The organism is uncultured Pseudosulfitobacter sp. (assembly GCF_963976325.1).
GTDB lineage: Bacteria > Pseudomonadota > Alphaproteobacteria > Rhodobacterales > Rhodobacteraceae > Pseudosulfitobacter.
Genome location: NZ_CAXBJW010000003.1, coordinates 68,479 through 89,802, shown reverse-complemented (window position 1 = coordinate 89,802; position 21,324 = coordinate 68,479). Strand labels below are relative to the sequence as shown.

Sequence of the window (21,324 nt, the reverse complement as noted above, 5' to 3'; positions counted from 1 at the left end):
TTGGCCAAAAATATCCCGGGGGAGCGCCAAAGGCGCGGGGGCAGAGCCCCCGAACCCAATCCGATGCTTACAAATAATCCGGCTGCGGCATGCCCAGCACGTGAAACCCGCCATCGACGCGGATGATCTCGCCGGTGGTGCAAGCGCCCGCGTCCGATGCCAGATAGACCGCCGTGCCGCCCACCGCCTCAAGCGTTGCGTTCGAGCGCATGGGCGCGTTCTGGTCGGTGTGCTTGTAGGTCTTGCGCGCACCGCCAATGGCCGCGCCGGCCAGCGTCTTCATCGGGCCGGGCGAGATGGCGTTGACGCGGATGCCTTCGGGGCCAAGATCGTTGGCCAGATAGCGCGTGGCGCTTTCCAGTGCGGCCTTGGCCACGCCCATGACGTTATAATTCGGCACAACGCGGTTGCTGCCCTGATAGGTCAGCGTCAGCAGGGTGCCGCCGTTTTCCACCATCAGCGGATGCGCGCGGCGTGCCACGTCGATGAAGGAATAGGCCGAGATGTCCATGGAGTTCTTGAAGTTGGCGCGGCTGGTGTTCAAAAACCGCCCCGTCAGTTCGGATTTGTCCGAAAACGCGATGGCATGGACCACGAAATCAATCGTCGGCCAGCGTGCGCCCAGTTGTTCGAACGCGCCGTCCAGGCTGGCGTCGTCGGTCACGTCGACATCGATCATAAAGTCCGACCCGACCGAGGCCGCCAGCGGCTCAAGACGCTTGCCGAATGCCTCGCCCTGATAGGTAAAGGCCAGTTCGGCACCGGCGGCGTGCATCGCCTTGGCAATGCCCCATGCAATGGACCGATCATTGGCCACGCCCATAATCAGGCCGCGTTTTCCTGCAAGCACATCCGACATTTTTGCAATCACTCTTTATATTTGGAAAGGATCATCGACCCGTTGGTGCCGCCAAACCCGAACGAGTTTGTCATGACGGAGTCCAGCCCTGCGTTTTCCACCAGCTTGGTGGCAATTTCGGCGGGGTCCAGTCTTTCGTCCAGCGTCTCGACGTTGATCGAGGGGGTGATGAAGTCATGTTTCAGCATCAGCAGGCAAAAGATCGCCTCAAGGGCACCGGCGGCCCCTTGGGCGTGGCCTGTCATCGACTTGGTCGAGGACACAGGCGGCGTGGTGCCGGTGCCAAAGACGCGGCGCACAGCTTCGATTTCGCCCACGTCGCCGACGGGGGTCGAGGTGCCGTGCGCGTTGATATAGCCGACCTTGCGCCCTTCGGGCAGGGTTTGCAGCGCCAGACGCATCGCGCGTTCACCGCCCTCGCCGGACGGCGCGACCATGTCGTGCCCGTCGGAGGTGGCGGCAAAGCCTGTGACTTCGGCGTAAATCTCGGCACCGCGCGCCAGCGCATGTTCCAGATCTTCCAGCACCACCATGCCGCCGCCACCCGAGATGACAAAGCCGTCGCGGTTGGCATCGAACGCGCGCGAGGCTTTCTCGGGCGTGTCGTTGAACTTGGACGACATCGCGCCCATCGCATCGAACAGGCAGGACAGGGTCCAGTCCAGTTCCTCGCCGCCACCCGCGAACATCACGTCCTGTTTGCCCATCATGATCTGTTCGGCCGCATTGCCGATACAGTGCAGCGAGGTCGAGCAGGCGGATGTGATCGAATAGTTGATGCCCTTGATCTTGTAGGCCGTCGCAAGGTTGGCGCTGATCGTCGAGGACATGCATTTGGGCACCGCAAAGGGGCCGATGCGTTTTGTAGCACCCGTGGACAGCACCGTCTGGTGCGCCTGAAACAGCGCGGATGTGGACGGACCGCCCGAACCGGCCACAAGACCGGTGCGCGGGTTCACGATGTCATCTTCGGTCAGACCCGCGTCGGCAATGGCCTCGGCCATGGCGATATGGGCGTATGCCGCCCCGGGGCCCATGAAACGCAACGTGCGTTTGTCGATCATTTCGGAGACGTCGATTTTCAACGTCCCTGCGATGCGGCTGCGGAACCCGTGTTCGGTCATCTCTTCGGATGCCACGATACCGGATTTGCCAGCCTTGAGGGCGGCCAGCACTTCGCTTGCATTGTTGCCGATGGACGACACAATCCCCAGCCCTGTCACGACGACTCGGCGCATGGTAAACTCCTTCAGACCTTAGACCCTTCCGGTTCAGCTCTCGGACAGAGCGACCTTCATGTCAGTCACTTGATAGATGGTTTCTCCGTCTGCTTCCACCCGTCCGTTCGCCACACCCATGGTCAGGCGGCGCGTCTGGATCGCTTTGGTGAAATCAACGTAATATGTCAGCACTTTGCGGTCGGGGCGGACCATGCCGGTCAGCTTGACCTCGCCCACGCCCAGGGCATAGCCGCGCCCCTGCCAGCCGCGCCAGCCAAGGTTAAAGCCGGTCAACTGCCACAGCCCGTCCAGACCCAGGCAGCCGGGCATGATCGGGTTGCCGGGAAAGTGGCAGTCAAAGAACCACAGGTCGGGCTTGATGTCGAATTCTGCGACAACGTGACCCTTTTCGTGCAAGCCGCGGTCGCCCGAAATGTCTGTGATCCGGTCCATCATCAGCATCGGCGGTTCGGGCAACTGCGCGTTGCCGGGGCCGAAAAGCTCTCCGCGCGCGCACTTCAGCAGATCGTCGCGGTCGAAACTGGTGGGATAGTCGGACATATTTCGGAATTCCCTTCGCATTCTTGCAATTAAACCCCTCTAGCACCCACGCGCCCGTTTTGCCAAGTGCGCCGCGTCGTGGGGCGGACATGCCCTTGGGTCGCGCCTGACGCTGTTGTGCCGCCGTCGTGGCGCGCGCAGGGGTGCGACAGCTTGACCGATGTGATGCCGTGCGGCCACGCAGTGCCGATTTCCGTTTGAAAATCACCCCATGCGCCCTCTATATAGGAAGTGTATCGAATTGAGGGCAGGCATGGCGCAGTCGCAACATGACATCGGAACCGATTGGCTGGCGGGGGCAGGATTGCGCCCGACGCGGCAGCGCGTGACGTTGGCGGCGTTGCTGATTGGCGACGGCCAGCACCGCCATGTCACCGCAGAAAGCCTGTTCGAGGCCGCCAAGACCGAGGGCGAGGCGGTGTCGCTGGCCACTGTGTACAACACCCTGCGCACGTTTTGCGACGCCGGGCTGTTGCAAGAGGTCACCGTTGACGGCTCGAAAAGCTATTTCGACACCAACACCCACGATCACCCGCATTTCTTCTGGGAAGACGAGGCACGGCTAAGCGATGCGCCGTCGGACGAGCTGGTGATTTCGCGGCTGCCGAACGCCCCTGCGGGTGCGGAGATTTCCTCGGTCGACGTGGTGATTCGGTTGCGCAAGAAGCCGTAAGGCGGCACCAAGGTGCAGAATAGTACCGGATTGCTGCACCTATGACCCAAGTTCCTTTCATCACCCAAGAGCAGATCGACACCTATCGCCGCGACGGCGTTGTACTGGTGCCCGGCCTGTTTGCCGACCATGTCGAAACTCTGCGCGCTGGTGTTGCGCGCAACATGGACGATCCCGGCCCCTATGCGTCCGAGAACAAGCGCGACGGCGAGCGCGGGCGGTTCTTTGATGATTACTGCAATTGGCAGCGCATTCCCGAGTTCGAACAGGTCATTCGCACATCGCGCGCCGCCGAAGCGGCCGCCGCCCTGATGGGATCGCAGCGTGTGCAACTGTTCCACGATCATGTGCTGGTGAAAGAGCCGGGAACGTCGATGGCGACGCCATGGCATTCTGACGGGCCCTATTATTTTGTCGAAGGACAGCAGGTCGTCAGCTTCTGGTCGCCGCTTGATCCGGTGACGACCGCCAGCCTGCGCTGCGTCGCGGGGTCGCACCTGTGGGAAAAGGACGTGCTGCCGACCCGCTGGGCGAAGGGCGATGCGTTTTTTGATCCGGCGCCCTATATGCCGGTGCCTGATCCTGACGCCGAAGGCATGACCGTTGTCGAATACCAGATGCAGCCGGGCGATGCGGTGGCGTTTCACTATCGCACCCTGCATGGCGCACGCGGCAACACCAGCGACAGCCGCCGCCGCGCGTTTTCACTGCGGCTGGTGGGGGAGGACGCCCGCTATGTCGCGCGCCCCGGTCCCACGTCGCCGCCGTTTCCGGGGCATGACATGCAGCCGGGGCAACGTCTGCGCGAAGACTGGTTTCCGGTGCTGCGCGGCTAAAACCACTGTCCCGGTTCCATCAGCCCCAGATCCAGCAACTGCCGTGAATGCCATTCAAACGGGGCCGAGTTGTGCCATTTGAAGGTCTGGATATCAAAGGTGCTGCCGGGATTGCGTTTCAGCGCCTTGGCGGTGCGGAATGATGCAATCGCGGCCGTGATGTTGTGGTGCCACGGGCAGGCGAAGGTGTTGTATTCCTGATCGCTGAACGTGTGGTCGTCGCGCAGCCGCAGTTTGGGGGCTGCGCGGAATATCGCGATGCGGTCGATCTTGCGGCGGGCGGCGGGCACGTGCTCTTCATAGCGCCAGCGCAGGCCGCCGAAGAAATCCAGTTGCCGTTCGCGCGGGTTGCCCGTGGTCGGGTCCTTGCGGGCCAGCGCGTAATAGCCCGAGCGGTCGAGATAGGCGTGATCCAGTGACACCGCGTCGGGATAGGTGTTCAGATCGTCCGCATACAGATCAATCACATAGGTCAGCATCGCGCTGCGCCGTTCCTCGGTGTGAAAGGCCAGCATTTCGCCAATGCTGCGGGTCTCGCAAAAGGGGTGGAACAGGTACTCCGCGTTGTAGCAATAGAACAGCCATTTCCCGATGGCCGCGTCATTGATCCGGTTCACCGCACGCTGGACAGCGCCGTCATGGGTGACATCATAGGTGATCCGGATGATGTCGTCGTCCAGATCACGCGGCAGCATGAATTCCTGCGGCATGAACGCCAGCACCGTGGCAAAGCCCAACTGCTGGTGGTGGCGCAGGGTCGTGGCGACCTCGACATCGTCTTCGACCATGATCAAGGCAATCGGACCTTTGGCCAGAACCGTGCCTGCGTCCTTCATAAAGTCATCGAGCGAGGGGTAAATCATTCCGGGGCCTGTCTGTTTTGTGCAAAGTCGGACAAACTGGCTCTCATTGCAAGATGCGCGCCTTGCTGATAGCACCCCGCACTGACCCCAGATGCCCGGATGCCCGTCATGACACAGACAAAACCCGCACCCAAGAAGCTGTTTATCAAGACTTACGGCTGCCAGATGAACGTTTATGACAGCGAGCGCATGGCCGAGACGCTGGGCGGACAAGGCTATGTCGAAACCGCAACGGCGGCAGATGCGGACATGATCCTGTTGAACACCTGCCACATCCGCGAGAAAGCAGCGGAAAAGATTTATTCCGAGCTGGGCCGCTATCGCGATCTGAAAGACGACAAGCCCGACCTGATGATCGGCGTTGCAGGCTGCGTGGCACAGGCCGAAGGCGCCGAGATCATGCGCCGCCAGCCGCTGGTCGATCTGGTGGTCGGCCCGCAAAGCTATCACCGCCTGCCCGAAATGGAGGCCAAGGCGCGCCGGGGCGAGAAATCGCTGGATACGGACTTTCCCGAAGAGGACAAGTTCGAGCAGCTCAAGTCGCGTCCCAAGGCGGCGCGTGGCCCCACTGCATTTCTGACGGTGCAGGAAGGCTGTGACAAATTCTGCGCCTTTTGCGTGGTGCCCTACACCCGTGGTGCCGAGGTCAGCCGCCCCGCCGCCCGCATTCTGGACGAGGCGCGCGCGTTGGTGGACCGTGGCGTGCGCGAAATCACCCTGCTTGGGCAGAACGTCAACGCCTATCACGGGGCAGGGCCGGACGGGTCGGATTACACGTTGGCCAGGCTGATCTGGGATCTGGACAAAGTCGACGGGCTGGAGCGTATCCGGTTCACCACCAGCCACCCCAACGACATGACGGACGAGCTGATCGAGGCACACGGCACCTGCGCCAAGCTGATGCCTTACCTGCATCTTCCGGTGCAATCGGGCAGCGACCGTATCCTGAAACGGATGAACCGCAGCCACACTGCCGACAGCTATCTGCGGCTGATCGAACGGATTCGCGCCGCGCGTCCCGACATCGTCATGTCCGGCGACTTCATCGTCGGCTTTCCCGAAGAGACAGAAGCCGATTTTCAGGCGACGCTGGATCTGATCGAAGAGGTCAAATACGGCTATACCTATTCGTTCAAATACTCGACCCGCCCCGGCACCCCTGCCGCCGAACGTCCACAGGTTGACCCCGCCGAAGGCGACGCACGCCTGCAACGCATTCAGGCGCTGATCACCCGTCACCAACGCGAGATTCAGCAGTCCATGGTGGGCCGCACGTTGAATGTCCTGTTTGAAAAGCCGGGCCGTCAGGCGGGGCAGATGGTGGGCAAGTCGGATTACCTGCACGCGGTGCATGTCGAGGCCACCGATGTCGCCCCGGGCGATGTGCGTGCGGTCAGAATCGTCTCATCGGGCACAAACTCGCTGGGCGGCGTCTTGCTGGACTGATCTGCGCGGCTGTGTCCAATTTTCGACCAAATTGTCACTCTACCCTGTAAGTGTAGCGAAAATAGCCACAATATCTGGTTAAAGCGGCTTCACAGAGAGTTAAAATTTTCTTACTCTGAAACAATAGTGGCAAAGGCCCGAGCTGCCAATTTTACACTACCGGGGCTTTGCGGGGGAATAATTGATAAGGGACAGAGCTGTGGGTAACACACTTTCCAAAGCTGCCAGCGCATTTACGCGTGTGGCTGCTGCAATGGCCGTCGCGCTTGCGACAGTTGTTGTTTCGGCGGCGGACGTCGATGCACAAACAAGTTCGCAAGGTGGCCGGGACCGCGGCCAGTACATTCCAACCATCTGGGTTGACCCGGACGGGTGCGAACACTGGGTCATGGATGATGGCGCCGAGGGCTATATGACACCTCACGTGTCGCGTCAGGGCATTCCGGTCTGCCGCCGGGGCAACGTCTGTGGCGTGATGGAAACCGATCAGTTCTTTGCCACCGACAGCTACCGCATTTCGGCCACGGGCAAACAGCGTCTGGCCCAGTTCTTCCAAAGCACCGGGGCGACCAGCTATATCATCACCGGCCACACCGACAGCCGCGCGTCCGACGCCTATAACATGCGTCTGTCGCTGAACCGCGCCAATGCGGTGGCTTCGGTTGCGCAGTCCACCGGCGCACGTATCGCCGATGTGCGTGGCTATGGCGAGCGTATGCCCGCTGCATCCAACGGGTCTGCGGCCGGAATGGCCAAGAACCGTCGTGTCGAAATTATCTGTATCCGTTGAGGGGACCATTATCGTGAAACGCATTGCACTTTCGCTGAGCTTGTGTGCCTTCGGCCTTGCCGCCTGCGGCACCGGGTATTCACCTGACAAAACCGTCGACCGTGGCTTTGACCGCAAGGACCTCAGCCAGCTCAAGGCCGGCATCTGGGTAGACCCCAATGGGTGTGACCACTGGATCATCGACGACGGTCTTGAGGGCTATCTGTCCCAACGTCTTGATAAATACGGCAAACCGGTCTGCTCGGGCGTGGCTGACCCCACCTATACCGTGGGTGATTTCAAGCGCGGCTCCAGCGTTCTGGACCCGAACTGAGGCGACGCGCCGCCTGCAATCGAATTCAAAGGGCCAGGGCGCAAACCGCTCTGGCCCTTTTTCCATCGGTGGCGTGAAATTCTTGTAAATTGACGTAAAAAGCGAACGGTCGCAGTTGCGCAGCCCGAACAAACTTGCGACGCTACATCAGATCTCTGATGCAGGAGCAGGCATTGGCCACAGGCGCCCCACTTACCCCGATCGACACCGCCCCGCCAACCGAAACGCTGGTGGAATTCCCCGACAACCGATTGCTGATCGACCTGTGTGGTCCCTATGATCGCAATATTACCGCCATCGAATCCGCGCTCGAGGTGCAGATCGTCCGGCGCGGCAATCATCTGGCCATTCTCGGCCCCGCCGAATCCCGTGCCCGCGCGCTTGATGTGATGAACGCGCTTTATCTGCGGCTGGAGTCGGGCCGCGAGGTTGAAACCGGCGACATTGACCGCGAACTGCGCATGGGCGGTGGCACCGAAGACATGCGCCGGCCGATGCAGGGCGACCAGATGGAAATGCCGGTCGGGCACAAGGTTGAAATCAAGACCCGCAAGAAACCGGTCGAACCCCGCACCGAGGCGCAAAAGGCCTATGTGCAATCGCTGTTCGACAACGAACTGGCCTTTGGCATCGGTCCTGCCGGCACCGGCAAGACCTATCTGGCCGTCGCCGTCGGCGTGTCGATGTTCATCGGTGGCCATGTGGACAAGATCATCCTGAGCCGCCCGGCGGTCGAAGCGGGCGAAAAGCTGGGCTATCTGCCCGGCGACATGAAGGACAAGGTCGACCCCTACATGCAGCCGCTGTACGATGCGCTGAACGACTTTCTGCCCGGCAAGCAGTTGGCCAAGCTGATCGAAGAGAAACAGATCGAAATCGCGCCGCTGGCCTTTATGCGCGGCCGCACACTGGCCCGCGCCTTTGTGGTGCTGGACGAGGCGCAGAACGCCACCACGATGCAGATGAAAATGTTCCTGACCCGTCTGGGCGAAGGGTCGCGTATGGTCATCACCGGCGACCGCACCCAGATCGACCTGCCGCGCGGACAGCCATCTGGCCTGCAAGACGCCGAACGGTTGCTCAAGAACATCCCCAAGATCAGCTTTAGCTACTTCACGTCGAAAGACGTGGTGCGCCACCCCCTTGTGGCGGCGATCATCGAAGCCTACGAGGCAGACACACAAAACGGCTGATCCTTCTTTTGGCCGTAAATATCCCGGGGGTCCGGGGGCTGGCCCCCGGAATGCGACGTGAACCACGTGATCGACATTGCCATGGAGGACCCCCGCTGGGAGCAGGCGGGGCTTCAAACGATCGCGGATCGCGCGGCGGTTGCGACGCTGGCCCATCTGGACATACCGGGGGCGGAAATCGCGCTATTGGCCTGTGACGATGCGCGCATCGCAGAGCTGAACGCCGATTTTCGCGCCAAGCCCGCTCCGACAAATGTGCTAAGCTGGCCGTCAGACGAACGCGGGGCGCAGGTCGAAGGCGACATTCCGCTGCCCCCAGAACCCGATCCTGATGGCACGCTGGAACTTGGCGACATCGCCATCGCCTATGACACCTGCGCGGCCGAAGCCGCCGCCGCAGGCAAATCCCTGCCGGATCACGCCACCCACCTGATCGTGCATGGCATTCTGCATCTGTTAGGATATGACCATGTGCGTGACGGCGATGCCACGGTCATGGAACGACTAGAAGTCGAAATACTTGGCAAATTGGGTCTTGATGACCCATACTCGCCGCAATTGGCAGATCCCTCTGCTTGAACTGGATAAGGACCCGATGGGCGATAACGACGACGGATCGTCTGAGGCGGCGCAAAGCGCGCAGTCTGAGACAGGCACAGAACCCCCGCAGACCGACACGCCGAAATCCGGCGGTTTTCTCTCTCGTGTGTTCGAGGCGCTCAGCCCCTCTGACAGCGACAACGGTGATACCGGCACCGCATCCGACACCCCTCCCAGCCGCAGCGGGCACGGGCACGGCATGATCAACCTGCGCCGTATGCGCGTGGAAGACGTGGCCATCCCCAAGGCCGACATCGTGGCGGTGCCCAGCACCATTTCGCTGGACGAACTGGTCGAGGTGTTCAAGGACAGCGGCATGACCCGTCTGCCCGTGTTCGAGGGCACGCTGGACACGCCAACGGGCTTTGCCCACCTCAAGGATCTGGCGCTGCTCTATGGTTTCAACGGGGACCGGGGCAAGGATTTCATCCTCGAAGACATGATTCGCCCGCTGCTGTTCGTGCCGCCGTCGATGACCATCGGCGTGCTGCTGACCAAAATGCAGACGGAACGGCGGCACATGGCGCTGGTGATTGATGAATACGGCGGCGTTGACGGGCTTGTGACCATCGAGGATCTGATCGAACAGGTCATCGGCGAGATCGAAGACGAACATGACGTCGACGAGGGCCAGTTCTTTAACCTCGACGCGGCAGGTGACGGTTATCTGGCGCTGGCCAAAACCCCGTTGGAAGATTTCGAGACCGAGATCGGACAGTCGCTGACCGACCACGAGGACGTAGACGCCGAAGAGATCGACACGCTGGGCGGGCTGGTCTTTATGCTGGCAGGTCGCGTGCCCGCGCGCGGCGAGGTTGTGGTCCATCCCGAAGGCCCCGAGTTCGAAGTGATCGACGCCGACCCGCGCCGGATCAAGCGGTTGCGGGTGCGCTTGCCAGGGCAGGACGACGACGCATGATGATCGCCGCATGGCTTGCGGCGCGCAGGATGTGGCAGTGGGTTTTGCTGGCGCTGGGCTGCGGTGCTGTCATGGCACTGGGGCAGGCGCCGGTTGATCTGCCTTTGCCGATGATGCTCGGGCTGTTTGTCAGCTTTGTGTTTTACACAGGTGCCGCGCGCGCCGGTCGGGCAGGGCTGGTGGGCTTTGTCATCGGCTTTGCCTACTTCGTGCTGACATTGTCGTGGCTTACGGAGCCTTTTCAGGTTGATGCGGCCCGATACGGCTGGATGGCGCCCTTTGCGCTGGCGGGTATGGCGACCTTGTTGGCGGCCTTCTGGGGTGTTGCGTTTTCGCTGGCACGGCGGCTGCGGGCCGGAGTGTTGGGCCTTGCAGTCCTATGGCCTTTGGCCGAACTGGCGCGGGGCTATCTGTTTACCGGATTCCCATGGGGTATGCTGCCGCAGGGGCTGCTGGATACGCCTGCCGCACAGGCGCTGGCGTGGGTCGGTCCCTATGGGTTGATGCTGGTGCTGTGCGCGGGGGCCGCCGTGCTGGTGTGGTTGTTGGACCGCCCGCTGCTGGTTCTGCCGCCGGCGGCGTTGGCGCTGGCTGCCGTCCTGTGGCCCGTGTCATTGCCCGTGCCGCAGATGACCGGCCACATGGTGCGTCTGGTACAGCCCAATGCGCCGCAAGAAGAAAAGTTCGACCCGGAAAAACTGCCCGTTTTCATGAACCGGTTGCTGAATGCCACGGCGGCGGACCCGCAGCCTGATCTGGTGGTCTGGCCGGAGACCGCTGTGCCCTATCTGCTGGAATACGCCCAACCCATCTTTGACGAAATTGCCATCGCGGCGCGCGGCGCGCCCGTTGTGCTGGGCATCCAGCGGCGGGATGACGACTGGTATTACAATTCGCTGGTGGTGGTGGACGACACCGCGCAGGTCACCGACACCTATGACAAATACCATCTGGTGCCCTTTGGCGAATACATGCCGCTGACCGATCTGGCGTCCAAGGTCGGCCTGCGTGGTCTGGCCGAGGCGGCGGGCGGCTATGGCCGCGGGCCCGGGCCGCATATGATCGACCTGGGCGATCTGGGGCAGGCGCTGCCGCTGATTTGCTACGAGGCGGTCTTTGCTCAGGATGTGGGCGCTGCACCTGAGCGTCCCGCATTCCTGATCCAGATCACCAATGACGCTTGGTTCGGGCAACGCGCAGGCCCGCAACAGCATCTTGCGCAGGCGCGGATGCGTGCGATTGAACAGGGGCTGCCACTGGCGCGGGCGGCCAACACCGGCATTTCCGCCATGATCGGCCCGCGCGGTCAGGTGCTGAACAGTCTGCCGCTGGGCGTGTCGGGCCATGTGGACGCGGCGTTGCCTGCGGCTTTGGCTCCGACGCTTTATGCGCGCAGCGGGGATTTACCATTGCTTATTGTTTTGCTCGTTGGATGGGGCATCCTTTTGTTACGCCGCATTTCGATTGACGGTCCACGCCGTCGCACCTAAACCGTTGGGGACGTGTCACAACGGCTTCCTGGCGTGACACATGATTTCAATGGAGCACTTCATGTCCCGACAGAACTATATCTTTACCTCGGAATCCGTTTCCGAGGGTCACCCTGATAAGGTGTGCGACCGCATTTCCGACGCCGTTCTGGATGCGCTGCTGACCGAAGAACCCGAAGCACGGGTCGCCTGCGAGACTTTTGCCACCACCAACCGCGTGATCATCGGTGGCGAGATCGGCCTGTCGGATCAGGAAAAGCTGCACGACTATATGGCGCGTATCCAAGATATTGCGCGCGATTGTATTCGTGACATCGGATACGAGCAGGACAAATTCCACTGGAAAACCTGCGAGATCACCAACCTGCTGCACGAACAGTCCGCGCATATTGCCCAAGGGGTGAATGCGGCCACGGACAAGGAAGAGGGCGCAGGCGATCAGGGGATCATGTTCGGCTTTGCCACCAACGAGACCGACGCGCTGATGCCGGCGCCGATCCTTTATGCCCACGCGATCCTGAAGCGCCTGGCCGAGGTGCGCAAAGACGGCACCGAGCCGGCGCTTGGCCCCGACGCCAAAAGCCAGTTGTCCGTGCGCTACGAGAATGGCAAACCGGTAGGGGTGTCGTCGCTGGTGCTGTCGACACAGCATCTGGACCCCGATCTGACCAGCGCCGACATCCGCGCCATTGTCGAGCCGTATATCACCGAAGTGCTGCCCGATGGATGGCTGACCGATGCCACCGAATGGCACGTGAACCCCACGGGCAAGTTCGTAATCGGCGGACCCGACGGCGACGCGGGCCTGACCGGGCGCAAGATAATCGTGGACACCTACGGCGGTGCGGCCCCGCATGGCGGCGGCGCGTTTTCGGGCAAAGACCCGACCAAGGTGGACCGCTCGGCAGCCTATGCGGCGCGCTATCTGGCCAAGAACGTCGTGGCGGCAGGTCTGGCTGAAAAGTGCACGATCCAATTGAGCTATGCCATTGGCGTCAGCAAGCCGTTGTCGATCTATTGCGACACCTTTGGCACCGGGGCGGTGAAGCCTGCGGCCATCGAAGCGGCCATCGACAAGGTTATGGATCTGACCCCGCGCGGTATTCGCGAGCACCTGAGCCTGAACAAACCGATCTACCAGCGCACGGCGGCCTATGGCCACTTTGGCCGCGCGCCGGAGGCGGATGGCGGGTTTAGCTGGGAAAAGACCGATCTGGTCGAGGCGTTGAAAGCGGCGGTCTAAGGGAGCGCTGCCCAAGGTTTTTTATGAGGGGGGGGCTGCCCCCCGCGCCTTCGGCGCTCCCCCGGGATATTTGGGGCCAAAAGAAAAGGGCGGTGCCGGTGATGGCGCCGCCCTTTTGTGTTCAGCTGGGGCTGAGAACGTGGATCTTGCGGTCGGCGATCATGTCCTTGGTCGCGCGGCCATAGTCTTTCATGTGGGGCGCAACGGCGTGGGCCATCAGCGCATCAAGGCTGGCCCATTCTTCGATGACCATGAACGTGTCGTCGCCGATGGGGGTCTGGAAGGGGCCGACATCGGGGGTGTCGGTGACGGCGCGGTAGCTGATGCAGCCGTCTTCGGCGTGGACTGCGGGGACGTTGGCGTTGAATTTTTCCAGCAGTTCGGTGCGCTGGCCCGGTTTGGCGGTGATGACCGCAACGACGTGGACATGGCTCATGGGGATCTCCTCTTTCTGAGTGCAAAGGCTATCAGCCTGCGGGGCGCTGGGAAGCGATACGTTGCGTTGCGCATTTTGAAACTTGGCGCTAAACCGCCGCCATGAGCACACCCGAACGCCCCCACCGCAACTTTTATGGCCGCCGCAAGGGCAAGCACCTGAAGGCCAGCCAAGAAGGTTATCTTGACCAAGACCTTGCCGCGCTGTCGCCGGGGCTGGTGGATTGGGACGTGAACCCCGACCGCACGCCGCTGGATTTGCAGGGGTTGTTCGGGGGCAAACCTATCTGGCTGGAAATCGGCTTTGGCGGGGGCGAGCATATGGTGCATCAGGCCGCGCAGAACCCCGCCGTGGGGATCATCGGCTGCGAGCCTTATATCAACGGCGTGGCGATGCTGCTTGGCAAGATCCGCAAGGCCAAGGTGGACAATCTGGCGGTCTATCCGGGTGACGTGCGCGACATGTTCGACGTGCTGCCCGAGGCGTCGATTGACCGCGCGTTCCTGCTGTACCCCGACCCTTGGCCCAAATCGCGGCATCACCGGCGGCGGTTCGTGACGCCCGAACATCTGGCTCCGCTGGTGCGGGTGCTGAAGCCCGGTGCGATCTTTCGCGTGGCGACGGATATTCCCGACTATGTACGGCAAACGCTGGAGCAGGTGCCGGGGCACGGGTTTGAATGGCTGGCCGAGGGGCCGGACGACTGGCGCGTGGCGTGGGATGACTGGATTTCGACCCGCTACGAGAAAAAGGCACTGCGCGAGGGACGCGTGCCGCATTATCTGACGTTTCGGAAAGAGTAGGGATCGGGGGGCCAAAGCGCCCCCCGAGTTCGTTTCAAGCGGTGGTTATTCGTCCATGATCAGCACGGCCTTGGCGTTGGTGAATTCCAACATGCCAAAGCCGCCGTGCTCGCGGCCATAGCCTGAATCCTTCACGCCGCCGAAGGGCATGTTGGGTGTCGCCAAGCCAAAGCCGTTGATAAAGACCATGCCTGTGTCGAACTCGACCTCGGCCAGTTCCTGCGCGCGTTTCACATCGGCCGAGATGATGCCGCCGCCCAGACCGAACTTGCTGTCGTTGGCGATGCGCATGGCTTCCGCGTCGTCCTTGGCACGGATCAGCGCGGCCACGGGGCCGAACAGTTCGTCGTCATAGGCAGGCTGGCCCGGCTGTACGTTGACCAGAACGGTCGCGGGGTAGAAGAACCCGTCGCCGTCGGGCATTTCACCGCCGCAAAGAATTTCGGCACCTTTGGCCACGGATTGCTCGACCTGTTCGTGCAGATCGTCGCGCAGGTCCTTGCGGGCCATCGGGCCGATCTGCGCGTCCTTGCCGGTGGGGTCGCCGTGGGTCACGGCCTTCATTGCCTTCACAAAGGCGTCGCGGAAATCATCATAGACCGCGTCCGCCACCACAAAGCGTTTGGCGGCCACGCATGTTTCTCCGTTGTTATAGGTCCGGCCAGTGGCGCAGATTTGCGCCGCCTTCTTAACGTCGGCGTCCGACATCACGATATAGGCATCGTTGGACCCCAGTTCGAGCACGGTTTTCTTCAGCACCTTGCCGGCTTTGACCGCGATGTCGCGGCCTGCGGCGGGGCTGCCGGTCAGGGTGACGCCGCGCACCAAATCGTGTTCGATCACAGCGTCGGACTGGTCATGGCTGATGATCAGGGCCGAGAACAGACCGGCAGGCAGGCCTGCATCGGCGTAAATCTCGTCCAGCATCTGACCCGAGCCCGCGACGTTCGAGGCATGTTTCAGCAGCACGCCGTTGCCCGCCATCAGGTTGGCGATGGAGTAGCGCACCACCTGATAGGCAGGAAAATTCCATGGCTGGATACCATAGACGATGCCGATGGGCGCATGGACCACGCGGCCACGGCTGCCGCTTTGAATGTCACGGTCTTCGGTGGCCAGAACCTTGGGGCCGTTTTCAGCGGTGTAGTCACAGATCGCGGCGCACAGGTCGATTTCCTGCTTGGACTGGCTCAGCAGCTTGCCCATCTCTTGCGTCATCAGCGCTGCCAGTTCGTCCTTGCGGTCGCGCAGGCCTTGACCGATGGCCTTGATCACCTTGCCGCGGTCTTCGTGCGATTTCAGGCGCCAGTCGCGGAATGCGTCGTGGCAGGCCTGGATCCGCGATTCCAGTTCCGCGTCGTCCAGATAGGTGTGGGTGGCAATCTTGGCGCCGGTGGCAGGGTTGGTGGTGTCGAATGTGTTGGACATGAAAGTCTCCTTCTCGTTGCAGGCTCAACGCAGCGGGCAGAGGCATGTTCCGTGCATGGACGTGACGGAAACGAGCGGCTAAGAGTTGGTCCGAACAAGAGACCAAGGAATTGCCATGTCCAGCCACGGTGCACCCATCCCCATGACCTCGCGCGCCTGCGGTGCGCTGACCGGAACGGCGCAGGTGCCGGGCGACAAGTCGATCTCGCACCGCTCGTTGATACTGGGCGCGATGTGCGTGGGCGAAACCACGATCACCGGCTTGCTGGAAGGGCAGGACGTGCTGGACACGGCCCGCGCGATGCGCGCCTTCGGGGCCGAGGTGACGGACCACGGCGGCGGCAGTTGGTCGGTGTATGGTGTCGGTGTCGGCGGTTTTGCCGAGCCGGATCAGGTGATTGACTGCGGCAACTCGGGCACCGGGGTGCGGCTGATCATGGGGTGTATGGCGACCTCGCCGATTTCGGCGACGTTTACGGGCGATGCCAGCCTGAACGGCCGTCCGATGGCGCGGGTGACCGATCCGCTGGCCCTGTTCGGCACGCAGGCCGTTGGCCGGTCGGGCGGGCGGCTGCCCATGACCATCGTGGGCGCGGCTGAACCCGTGCCGGTGCGCTACGTGGTGCCGGTGCCGTCTGCGCAGGTAAAATCGGCGGTGCTGCTGGCCGGGCTGAATGCCCCCGGCAAGACAGTGGTGATCGAGGCCGAAGCGACCCGCGACCATACCGAGCGGATGCTGGCAGGCTTTGGCGCCGAGATCACCACCGAGATCACCGACGAAGGCCGCGTGATCACCCTGACCGGTCAGCCGGAACTGAAGGCCCAGCACATCGACGTGCCGCGCGATCCGTCCTCGGCGGCCTTTCCGGTCTGTGCGGCGCTGATCGTGCCGGGGTCGGACGTGCTGGTGCCCAACATCGGTCTGAACCCGACGCGGGCAGGGTTGTTCACCACATTGCGCGAGATGGGGGCGGACCTGACCTATGAAAACGAGCGTGAAGAGGGCGGCGAGCCTGTGGCCGATCTGCGGGCTCGGTTCTCGCCCGATCTGAAAGGCATCGAGGTGCCTGCCGAACGCGCGGCCAGCATGATTGACGAATATCCGGTTCTGTCGGTCGTTGCTGCCTTTGCCAGCGGCAAGACGCATATGCCCGGCGTCAAGGAACTGCGTGTCAAGGAAAGCGACCGGATCGACGCGATGAAAGTCGGGCTTGAGGCCAACGGCATCACTGTCGAGGATGGGCCGGATTGGTGGACCGTCACGGGGCTGGGTCACGGCAATGTGCCCGGCGGGGCGACCTGTGCCAGCCATCTGGACCACCGGATTGCGATGTCGTTCCTGGTGCTGGGCATGGCCACGCAAAAACCGGTGTCGGTGGATGATGGCGGGCCGATTGCCACGTCTTTCCCGATCTTCGAGCCGCTGATGGGCGGTTTGGGTGCCGCAATCTCGCGCAGCAATGCCTGAACCGTTGCCCCGTTGGTTCGGTCCGCTGCTTTGGGCCACGATGTTGCTGTTCGCAGCGATGGTCTGGACCACGACCCGCAGCCTGACGCCTGCGCCGGAGTGGTCGGTGTTCGATGCGCGGGTGTTCGGCTATGATCTGGACTATGCCCAAGGGTACATCGCCGCATTGCGCGATACCGGCGGGATCGACGTGTACTTGGGACGGCAGCGTATGCTGGACACGGTGTTTCCTGCACTGCTGACGGCGGTCTTGCTGGTGGTGTTTCGGGCGCGCTGTCGCGGGGTGGTGCAGATCGGGCTGGGCGCGCTGGCGCTGGTCTATCTGGGGGCCGATTATCTGGAAAACGCACGGGTTGCAGGTCTGTTGCGCACGGGCCCTCAGGCGCTGACGGCGCAAGCGGTCGCGGCGGCCAGCCTTGCCACCGTGGTGAAATACGCAGCCCTTGCACCCTGCTTGATCGCGGCGCTGGTGATCTATGTTCAAGGGCGTATCGCGCAATCGGAAGGAAGTTTATGACCGAACCGTTCACAATTGCCATCGACGGACCTGCCGCCGCCGGCAAGGGTACGATCTCGAAAGCTGTGGCTGCGCATTTCAACATGGCGCATCTGGACACGGGCCTGCTGTATCGCGCGGTGGGTGCGCGGATGCTGGCGGGCGAGGATGCGGTGACGGCCGCGCGTGCGCTGGTGGCGTCGGATCTGGACAACGACAGCCTGCGCACGCAGGCCGTGGCGCAGGCGGCCAGCCAGGTGGCTGTCATCGCAGAGGTGCGTGCCGCATTGCTGGATTTTCAGCGTGCTTTTGCCCGCAGGGCCGGGGGTGCGGTGCTGGACGGGCGCGACATCGGCACGGTGATCTGCCCGCAGGCCGAGGCCAAGCTGTTCATCACGGCCAGCGCCGAAGTACGCGCCAAGCGGCGCTATGACGAGCTGGTGCAGCGCGGACAGCCTGCCGATCTGGATGCGGTCACCGCAGATGTCAAAGCGCGCGATGCCCGTGACATGGACCGCGCCGAGGCACCCTTGCGCCCTGCGGACGATGCGGTGCTGATCGACACCTCGGACAAGACCATAGACGAAGCGGTGGCTGCTGCCATCGCTGCCGTAAACGCTGCAAAGGGATGATCTGATGAAGATGCGCAAGCTGGGGGCAAATGGCCCCGACATTTCCGCCCTTGGCTATGGTGCGATGTCCTTTGCCGACTTTTATGGCAAGGCGACCGAAGCGGGCAGCCATGCGATCCTGGATCTGGCACGCGATCTGGGTGTGACGCATCTTGATACGTCGAACGTCTATGGCATGGGCCAATCAGAAAGCTTTATCGGCAGCTATCTGGCGAACAACCCCGGCGCGCGCGATGCGTTTCACATTGCCACCAAGGCGGCCATCTCGAAAGACGCCAGCGGCACCCGCTGTTTCGACAACAGCCCTGCGCATTTCGAGGCCGAACTGGACAAGAGCCTGAAGCGGCTGGGTGTGGATCATGTGGACCTGTATTACTGCCACCGCCGTCAGGCCGACATCCCGATCGAGGAGGTCACCGGCACGCTGGATGCTTTGCGCCAGAAGGGCAAGGTCAAGGCCATCGGCTTTTCCGAGATCGCGCCGTCGTCCCTGCGCCGTGCGGCGGCAGTCGCTCATGTCGATGCGGTACAGTCGGAATATTCGCTTCAAACCCGCTTTCCCGAACTGGGGCTGGTGCAGACCTGCGCCGAGCTGGGCACCGCGCTGGTGGCCTTTTCGCCCGTCGGGCGCGGGCTGCTGACCGACACGCCCCCGACGGCGCAAAAGGCGGCGGACCTGCCATTCCTGCGGACCAACCCGCGGTTTCAGGCGCCAAATCTGGAAGCCAACCTTGAAACCCTGAAAGGATTTCAGGCGCTGGCCGCCGATATGGGCGAACCCACGGCGGCCTTGTCGATTGCATGGCTGCTGGCGCAGGGTGACCACGTCATCCCGATCCCCGGCACCCGCCACACCGCGTTCTTGCGCGATCTCGTGCGCGGCACCGAACTGACCCTGACCGCCGACGACCTGGCCCGCATCGACGCGGTGCTGCCCGTCGGCTGGTGCCACGGCGACCGCTATAATGCGGATCAGTGGAACGGGCCGGAACGCTATTGCTAGGGTAAGATGGCGCTTGGACCTTGCGCACAAGGGCCAAGCCCGCTATACGCGCGCCTGTCAGCAAGGTGAACACACCGCAAGGCATCGAGATGAGCAGGGTCGGAACTATCCGGCCCTCTTTGTTTTGCCGCTCGCCCGACCAACGAAACCCTCAAGACCGGCGGAGACAACCGCACGGCCCGAAAACAAAACGTAGATTAGGAAACCAGAGACCACATGGCTCAATCAACATCTATGGAGGAATTCGAAGCCCTCCTGAACGAAAGCTTCGAAATGGACACACCCGAAGAAGGGTCTGTCGTAAAAGGCAAAGTCATCGCAATTGAAGCGGGCCAAGCCATCATCGACGTCGGCTACAAGATGGAAGGCCGCGTTGACATCAAAGAATTCGCAGATCCCGGTGAACAGCCCAAAATCGCCCCCGGCGACGAGGTTGAAGTGTTCCTGCGTCAGGTCGAAAACGCGCGTGGCGAAGCCGTCATCAGCCGCGAAATGGCCCGTCGTGAAGAAGCATGGGATCGTCTGGAAAAAGCTTACGCCGACGACGCCCGCGTCGAAGGTGCGATCTTTGGCCGAGTCAAAGGTGGCTTTACCGTTGATCTGGGCGGCGCTGTTGCGTTCCTGCCCGGCTCTCAGGTTGACGTGCGCCCCGTGCGTGACGCGGGCCCGCTGATGGGTCTGAAGCAACCCTTCCAGATCCTGAAAATGGACCGTCGTCGTGGCAACATCGTTGTATCGCGTCGCGCCATCCTGGAAGAATCGCGTGCCGAACAGCGCGCCGAAGTCATCGGCAACCTGACCGAAGGTCAGACCGTCGAGGGCGTGGTCAAGAACATCACTGAATACGGTGCATTCGTTGACCTGGGCGGCGTTGACGGCCTGCTGCACGTTACAGACATGGCATGGCGTCGGGTCAACCACCCGTCGGAAATCCTGTCGATCGGTGAATCGATCAACGTTCAGGTCATCAAGATCAACAAAGAAACCCACCGCATTTCGCTGGGCATGAAGCAACTGCAAGAAGATCCGTGGGATCTGGTGGCTGCCAAGTACCCGCTGGAATCGGCACACACCGGCCGTGTGACCAACATCACCGACTACGGTGCATTTGTTGAGCTGGAGCCCGGTGTTGAAGGTCTGGTTCACGTGTCCGAAATGTCCTGGACCAAGAAAAACGTGCACCCCGGTAAAATCGTGTCCACCTCGCAAGAGGTTGAGGTCATGGTTCTGGAAATCGACGGCGCCAAGCGTCGCGTTTCGCTGGGTCTGAAACAGACCATGCGCAACCCGTGGGAAGTGTTTGCAGAAACACACCCCGAGGGCACCGAAGTCGAAGGCGAAGTCAAGAACATCACCGAATTCGGTCTGTTCGTGGGTCTGCCCGGCGACATCGACGGCATGGTTCACCTGTCCGACCTGTCGTGGGACGAGCGTGGCGAAGACGCCATTCAGAACTACCGCAAGGGCGACATGGTTCAGGCCGTTGTCTCCGAAGTCGACGTTGAGAAAGAGCGTATCTCGCTTTCGATCAAAGGCGTCGGTGGCGACAAGTTCGCAGAAGCGGTTGGCGGCGTGAAGCGCGGCTCGATCGTGACCGTGAACGTGACCGCGATCGAAGAAGGCGGCATCGAAGTGGAATATGAGGGCATGAAATCCTTCATCCGCCGCTCCGACCTGTCGCGTGACCGTGCCGAGCAACGCCCCGAGCGCTTTAGCGTTGGCGACAAGGTTGATGTGCGCATCACCAACGTCGACAACAAATCGCGCCGCTTGGGTGTGTCGATCAAGGCACGCGAGATCGCAGAAGAGAAAGAGGCCGTCGAACAGTATGGTTCCTCTGACTCGGGCGCATCGCTGGGCGACATTCTGGGCGCCGCGCTGAAAGGCGACGACGACTGATCCAGCGCTGCCTTCGGGCAAGTGCTATAAACTCTGACATAGGGCCCCGTATCTTTGGATGCGGGGCCTTTTGCTTGGCCGAATCATTGTGTGTCACAACGCAGTGGTTTTGCGCGCTGTTGTGCCTTGTTGATGGGCAAGGGCGACAAAACG

At 62.0% G+C, this 21,324-nt stretch carries 22 protein-coding genes and 1 riboswitch; of the genes, 16 read left to right on the top strand and 6 right to left on the bottom strand.

The window, feature by feature from the left end; genetic code table 11:
- Positions 1-67: 67 nt before the first annotated feature.
- Genes AAC077_RS11470 through fabA form a run of 3 tightly spaced genes read right to left on the bottom strand, consistent with a single transcriptional unit; the run spans position 68 to position 2,640 of the window.
- Complete coding sequence (locus tag AAC077_RS11470; protein ID WP_339769680.1) at positions 68-859, bottom strand: enoyl-ACP reductase; 792 nt, start codon at positions 857-859, stop codon at positions 68-70.
- Positions 860-867: 8 nt separating this feature from the next.
- Complete coding sequence (fabB, locus tag AAC077_RS11465; protein WP_339769678.1) at positions 868-2,097, bottom strand: beta-ketoacyl-ACP synthase I; 1,230 nt, start codon at positions 2,095-2,097, stop codon at positions 868-870.
- 33 nt (positions 2,098-2,130) lie between these two features.
- On the bottom strand, positions 2,131-2,640 hold the full coding sequence (fabA, locus tag AAC077_RS11460) for a bifunctional 3-hydroxydecanoyl-ACP dehydratase/trans-2-decenoyl-ACP isomerase (RefSeq protein ID WP_339769676.1): 510 nt from the start codon (positions 2,638-2,640) through the stop codon (positions 2,131-2,133).
- A 253-nt stretch (positions 2,641-2,893) separates the two neighbouring features.
- Here fabA and irrA point away from each other — a divergent pair, with 253 nt between their 5' ends.
- A complete protein-coding gene (gene irrA / locus AAC077_RS11455) occupies positions 2,894-3,313 on the top strand; it encodes an iron response transcriptional regulator IrrA (RefSeq protein ID WP_339769674.1) in 420 nt (139 codons plus the stop codon).
- Positions 3,314-3,354: 41 nt separating this feature from the next.
- On the top strand, positions 3,355-4,149 hold the full coding sequence (locus AAC077_RS11450) for a phytanoyl-CoA dioxygenase family protein (RefSeq protein WP_339769672.1): 795 nt from the start codon (positions 3,355-3,357) through the stop codon (positions 4,147-4,149).
- Here the strand turns inward: AAC077_RS11450 and AAC077_RS11445 are convergent.
- Positions 4,146-5,012 carry a hypothetical protein gene (locus AAC077_RS11445; protein ID WP_339769670.1) on the bottom strand — a complete coding sequence of 289 codons (867 nt, stop codon included), beginning with the start codon at positions 5,010-5,012 and terminating at the stop codon, positions 4,146-4,148. The genes AAC077_RS11450 and AAC077_RS11445 overlap by 4 nt on opposite strands.
- Before the next feature lie 108 nt (positions 5,013-5,120).
- On the opposite strand from AAC077_RS11445, the gene miaB reads away from it, so the two are divergent.
- The 8 genes from miaB to metK all read left to right on the top strand — a co-directional run bounded on the left by miaB (position 5,121) and on the right by metK (position 13,006).
- Positions 5,121-6,458: a tRNA (N6-isopentenyl adenosine(37)-C2)-methylthiotransferase MiaB gene (miaB, locus tag AAC077_RS11440; protein ID WP_339769668.1), complete on the top strand. Its 1,338-nt coding sequence runs from the start codon at positions 5,121-5,123 to the stop codon at positions 6,456-6,458.
- A 253-nt stretch (positions 6,459-6,711) separates the two neighbouring features.
- Positions 6,712-7,248, top strand: a complete 537-nt coding sequence (locus AAC077_RS11435) for an OmpA family protein (RefSeq protein ID WP_339770290.1) — start codon at positions 6,712-6,714, stop codon at positions 7,246-7,248.
- Between the two features lie 34 nt (positions 7,249-7,282).
- Positions 7,283-7,561: a hypothetical protein gene (locus AAC077_RS11430; RefSeq protein ID WP_339770288.1), complete on the top strand. Its 279-nt coding sequence runs from the start codon at positions 7,283-7,285 to the stop codon at positions 7,559-7,561.
- A 173-nt stretch (positions 7,562-7,734) separates the two neighbouring features.
- Complete coding sequence (locus AAC077_RS11425) at positions 7,735-8,754, top strand: PhoH family protein (protein WP_339769666.1); 1,020 nt, start codon at positions 7,735-7,737, stop codon at positions 8,752-8,754.
- 81 nt (positions 8,755-8,835) lie between these two features.
- Positions 8,836-9,333: an rRNA maturation RNase YbeY gene (ybeY, locus tag AAC077_RS11420; RefSeq protein ID WP_339770286.1), complete on the top strand. Its 498-nt coding sequence runs from the start codon at positions 8,836-8,838 to the stop codon at positions 9,331-9,333.
- Between the two features lie 16 nt (positions 9,334-9,349).
- Positions 9,350-10,273: a hemolysin family protein gene (locus AAC077_RS11415; RefSeq protein ID WP_339769664.1), complete on the top strand. Its 924-nt coding sequence runs from the start codon at positions 9,350-9,352 to the stop codon at positions 10,271-10,273.
- Complete coding sequence (gene lnt, locus AAC077_RS11410; protein ID WP_339769662.1) at positions 10,270-11,763, top strand: apolipoprotein N-acyltransferase; 1,494 nt, start codon at positions 10,270-10,272, stop codon at positions 11,761-11,763. Before AAC077_RS11415 ends, lnt begins: the two co-directional genes overlap by 4 nt.
- Before the next feature lie 9 nt (positions 11,764-11,772).
- Positions 11,773-11,820: riboswitch (SAM-SAH riboswitch) on the top strand.
- Positions 11,821-11,824: 4 nt separating this feature from the next.
- Positions 11,825-13,006 (top strand): methionine adenosyltransferase, encoded by a 1,182-nt coding sequence (gene metK / locus AAC077_RS11405; RefSeq protein WP_339769660.1) that lies wholly within the window; start codon positions 11,825-11,827, stop codon positions 13,004-13,006.
- A gap of 121 nt (positions 13,007-13,127) precedes the next feature.
- On the opposite strand, the gene AAC077_RS11400 is transcribed toward metK, so the two are convergent.
- Positions 13,128-13,442, bottom strand: a complete 315-nt coding sequence (locus tag AAC077_RS11400; RefSeq protein WP_339769658.1) for a putative quinol monooxygenase — start codon at positions 13,440-13,442, stop codon at positions 13,128-13,130.
- A 101-nt stretch (positions 13,443-13,543) separates the two neighbouring features.
- Between AAC077_RS11400 and AAC077_RS11395 the strand changes: the two genes are divergently transcribed.
- Complete coding sequence (locus AAC077_RS11395; RefSeq protein WP_339769656.1) at positions 13,544-14,245, top strand: tRNA (guanine(46)-N(7))-methyltransferase TrmB; 702 nt, start codon at positions 13,544-13,546, stop codon at positions 14,243-14,245.
- A gap of 45 nt (positions 14,246-14,290) precedes the next feature.
- Here the strand turns inward: AAC077_RS11395 and AAC077_RS11390 are convergent, their stop codons facing one another.
- A complete protein-coding gene (locus tag AAC077_RS11390) occupies positions 14,291-15,673 on the bottom strand; it encodes an NAD-dependent succinate-semialdehyde dehydrogenase (RefSeq protein ID WP_339769654.1) in 1,383 nt (460 codons plus the stop codon).
- A gap of 115 nt (positions 15,674-15,788) precedes the next feature.
- On the opposite strand from AAC077_RS11390, the gene aroA reads away from it, so the two are divergent.
- From aroA to rpsA, 5 genes are all read left to right on the top strand, one after another.
- Positions 15,789-17,141 carry a 3-phosphoshikimate 1-carboxyvinyltransferase gene (aroA, locus tag AAC077_RS11385; protein ID WP_339769652.1) on the top strand — a complete coding sequence of 451 codons (1,353 nt, stop codon included), beginning with the start codon at positions 15,789-15,791 and terminating at the stop codon, positions 17,139-17,141.
- A 40-nt stretch (positions 17,142-17,181) separates the two neighbouring features.
- Entirely contained in the window at positions 17,182-17,658 is a 477-nt protein-coding gene (locus AAC077_RS11380) for a hypothetical protein (RefSeq protein ID WP_339769650.1), read from the top strand.
- A complete protein-coding gene (locus AAC077_RS11375; RefSeq protein WP_339769648.1) occupies positions 17,655-18,269 on the top strand; it encodes a (d)CMP kinase in 615 nt (204 codons plus the stop codon). The genes AAC077_RS11380 and AAC077_RS11375 overlap by 4 nt, the downstream gene beginning before the upstream one ends.
- A 4-nt stretch (positions 18,270-18,273) precedes the next feature.
- The gene (locus AAC077_RS11370) at positions 18,274-19,272 is read left to right on the top strand and encodes an aldo/keto reductase (protein WP_339769646.1); all 999 of its coding nucleotides are present in this window, start codon (positions 18,274-18,276) and stop codon (positions 19,270-19,272) included.
- A 216-nt stretch (positions 19,273-19,488) separates the two neighbouring features.
- Entirely contained in the window at positions 19,489-21,171 is a 1,683-nt protein-coding gene (gene rpsA, locus AAC077_RS11365) for a 30S ribosomal protein S1 (protein ID WP_339769644.1), read from the top strand.
- The last annotated feature ends 153 nt before the right edge of the window (positions 21,172-21,324 follow it).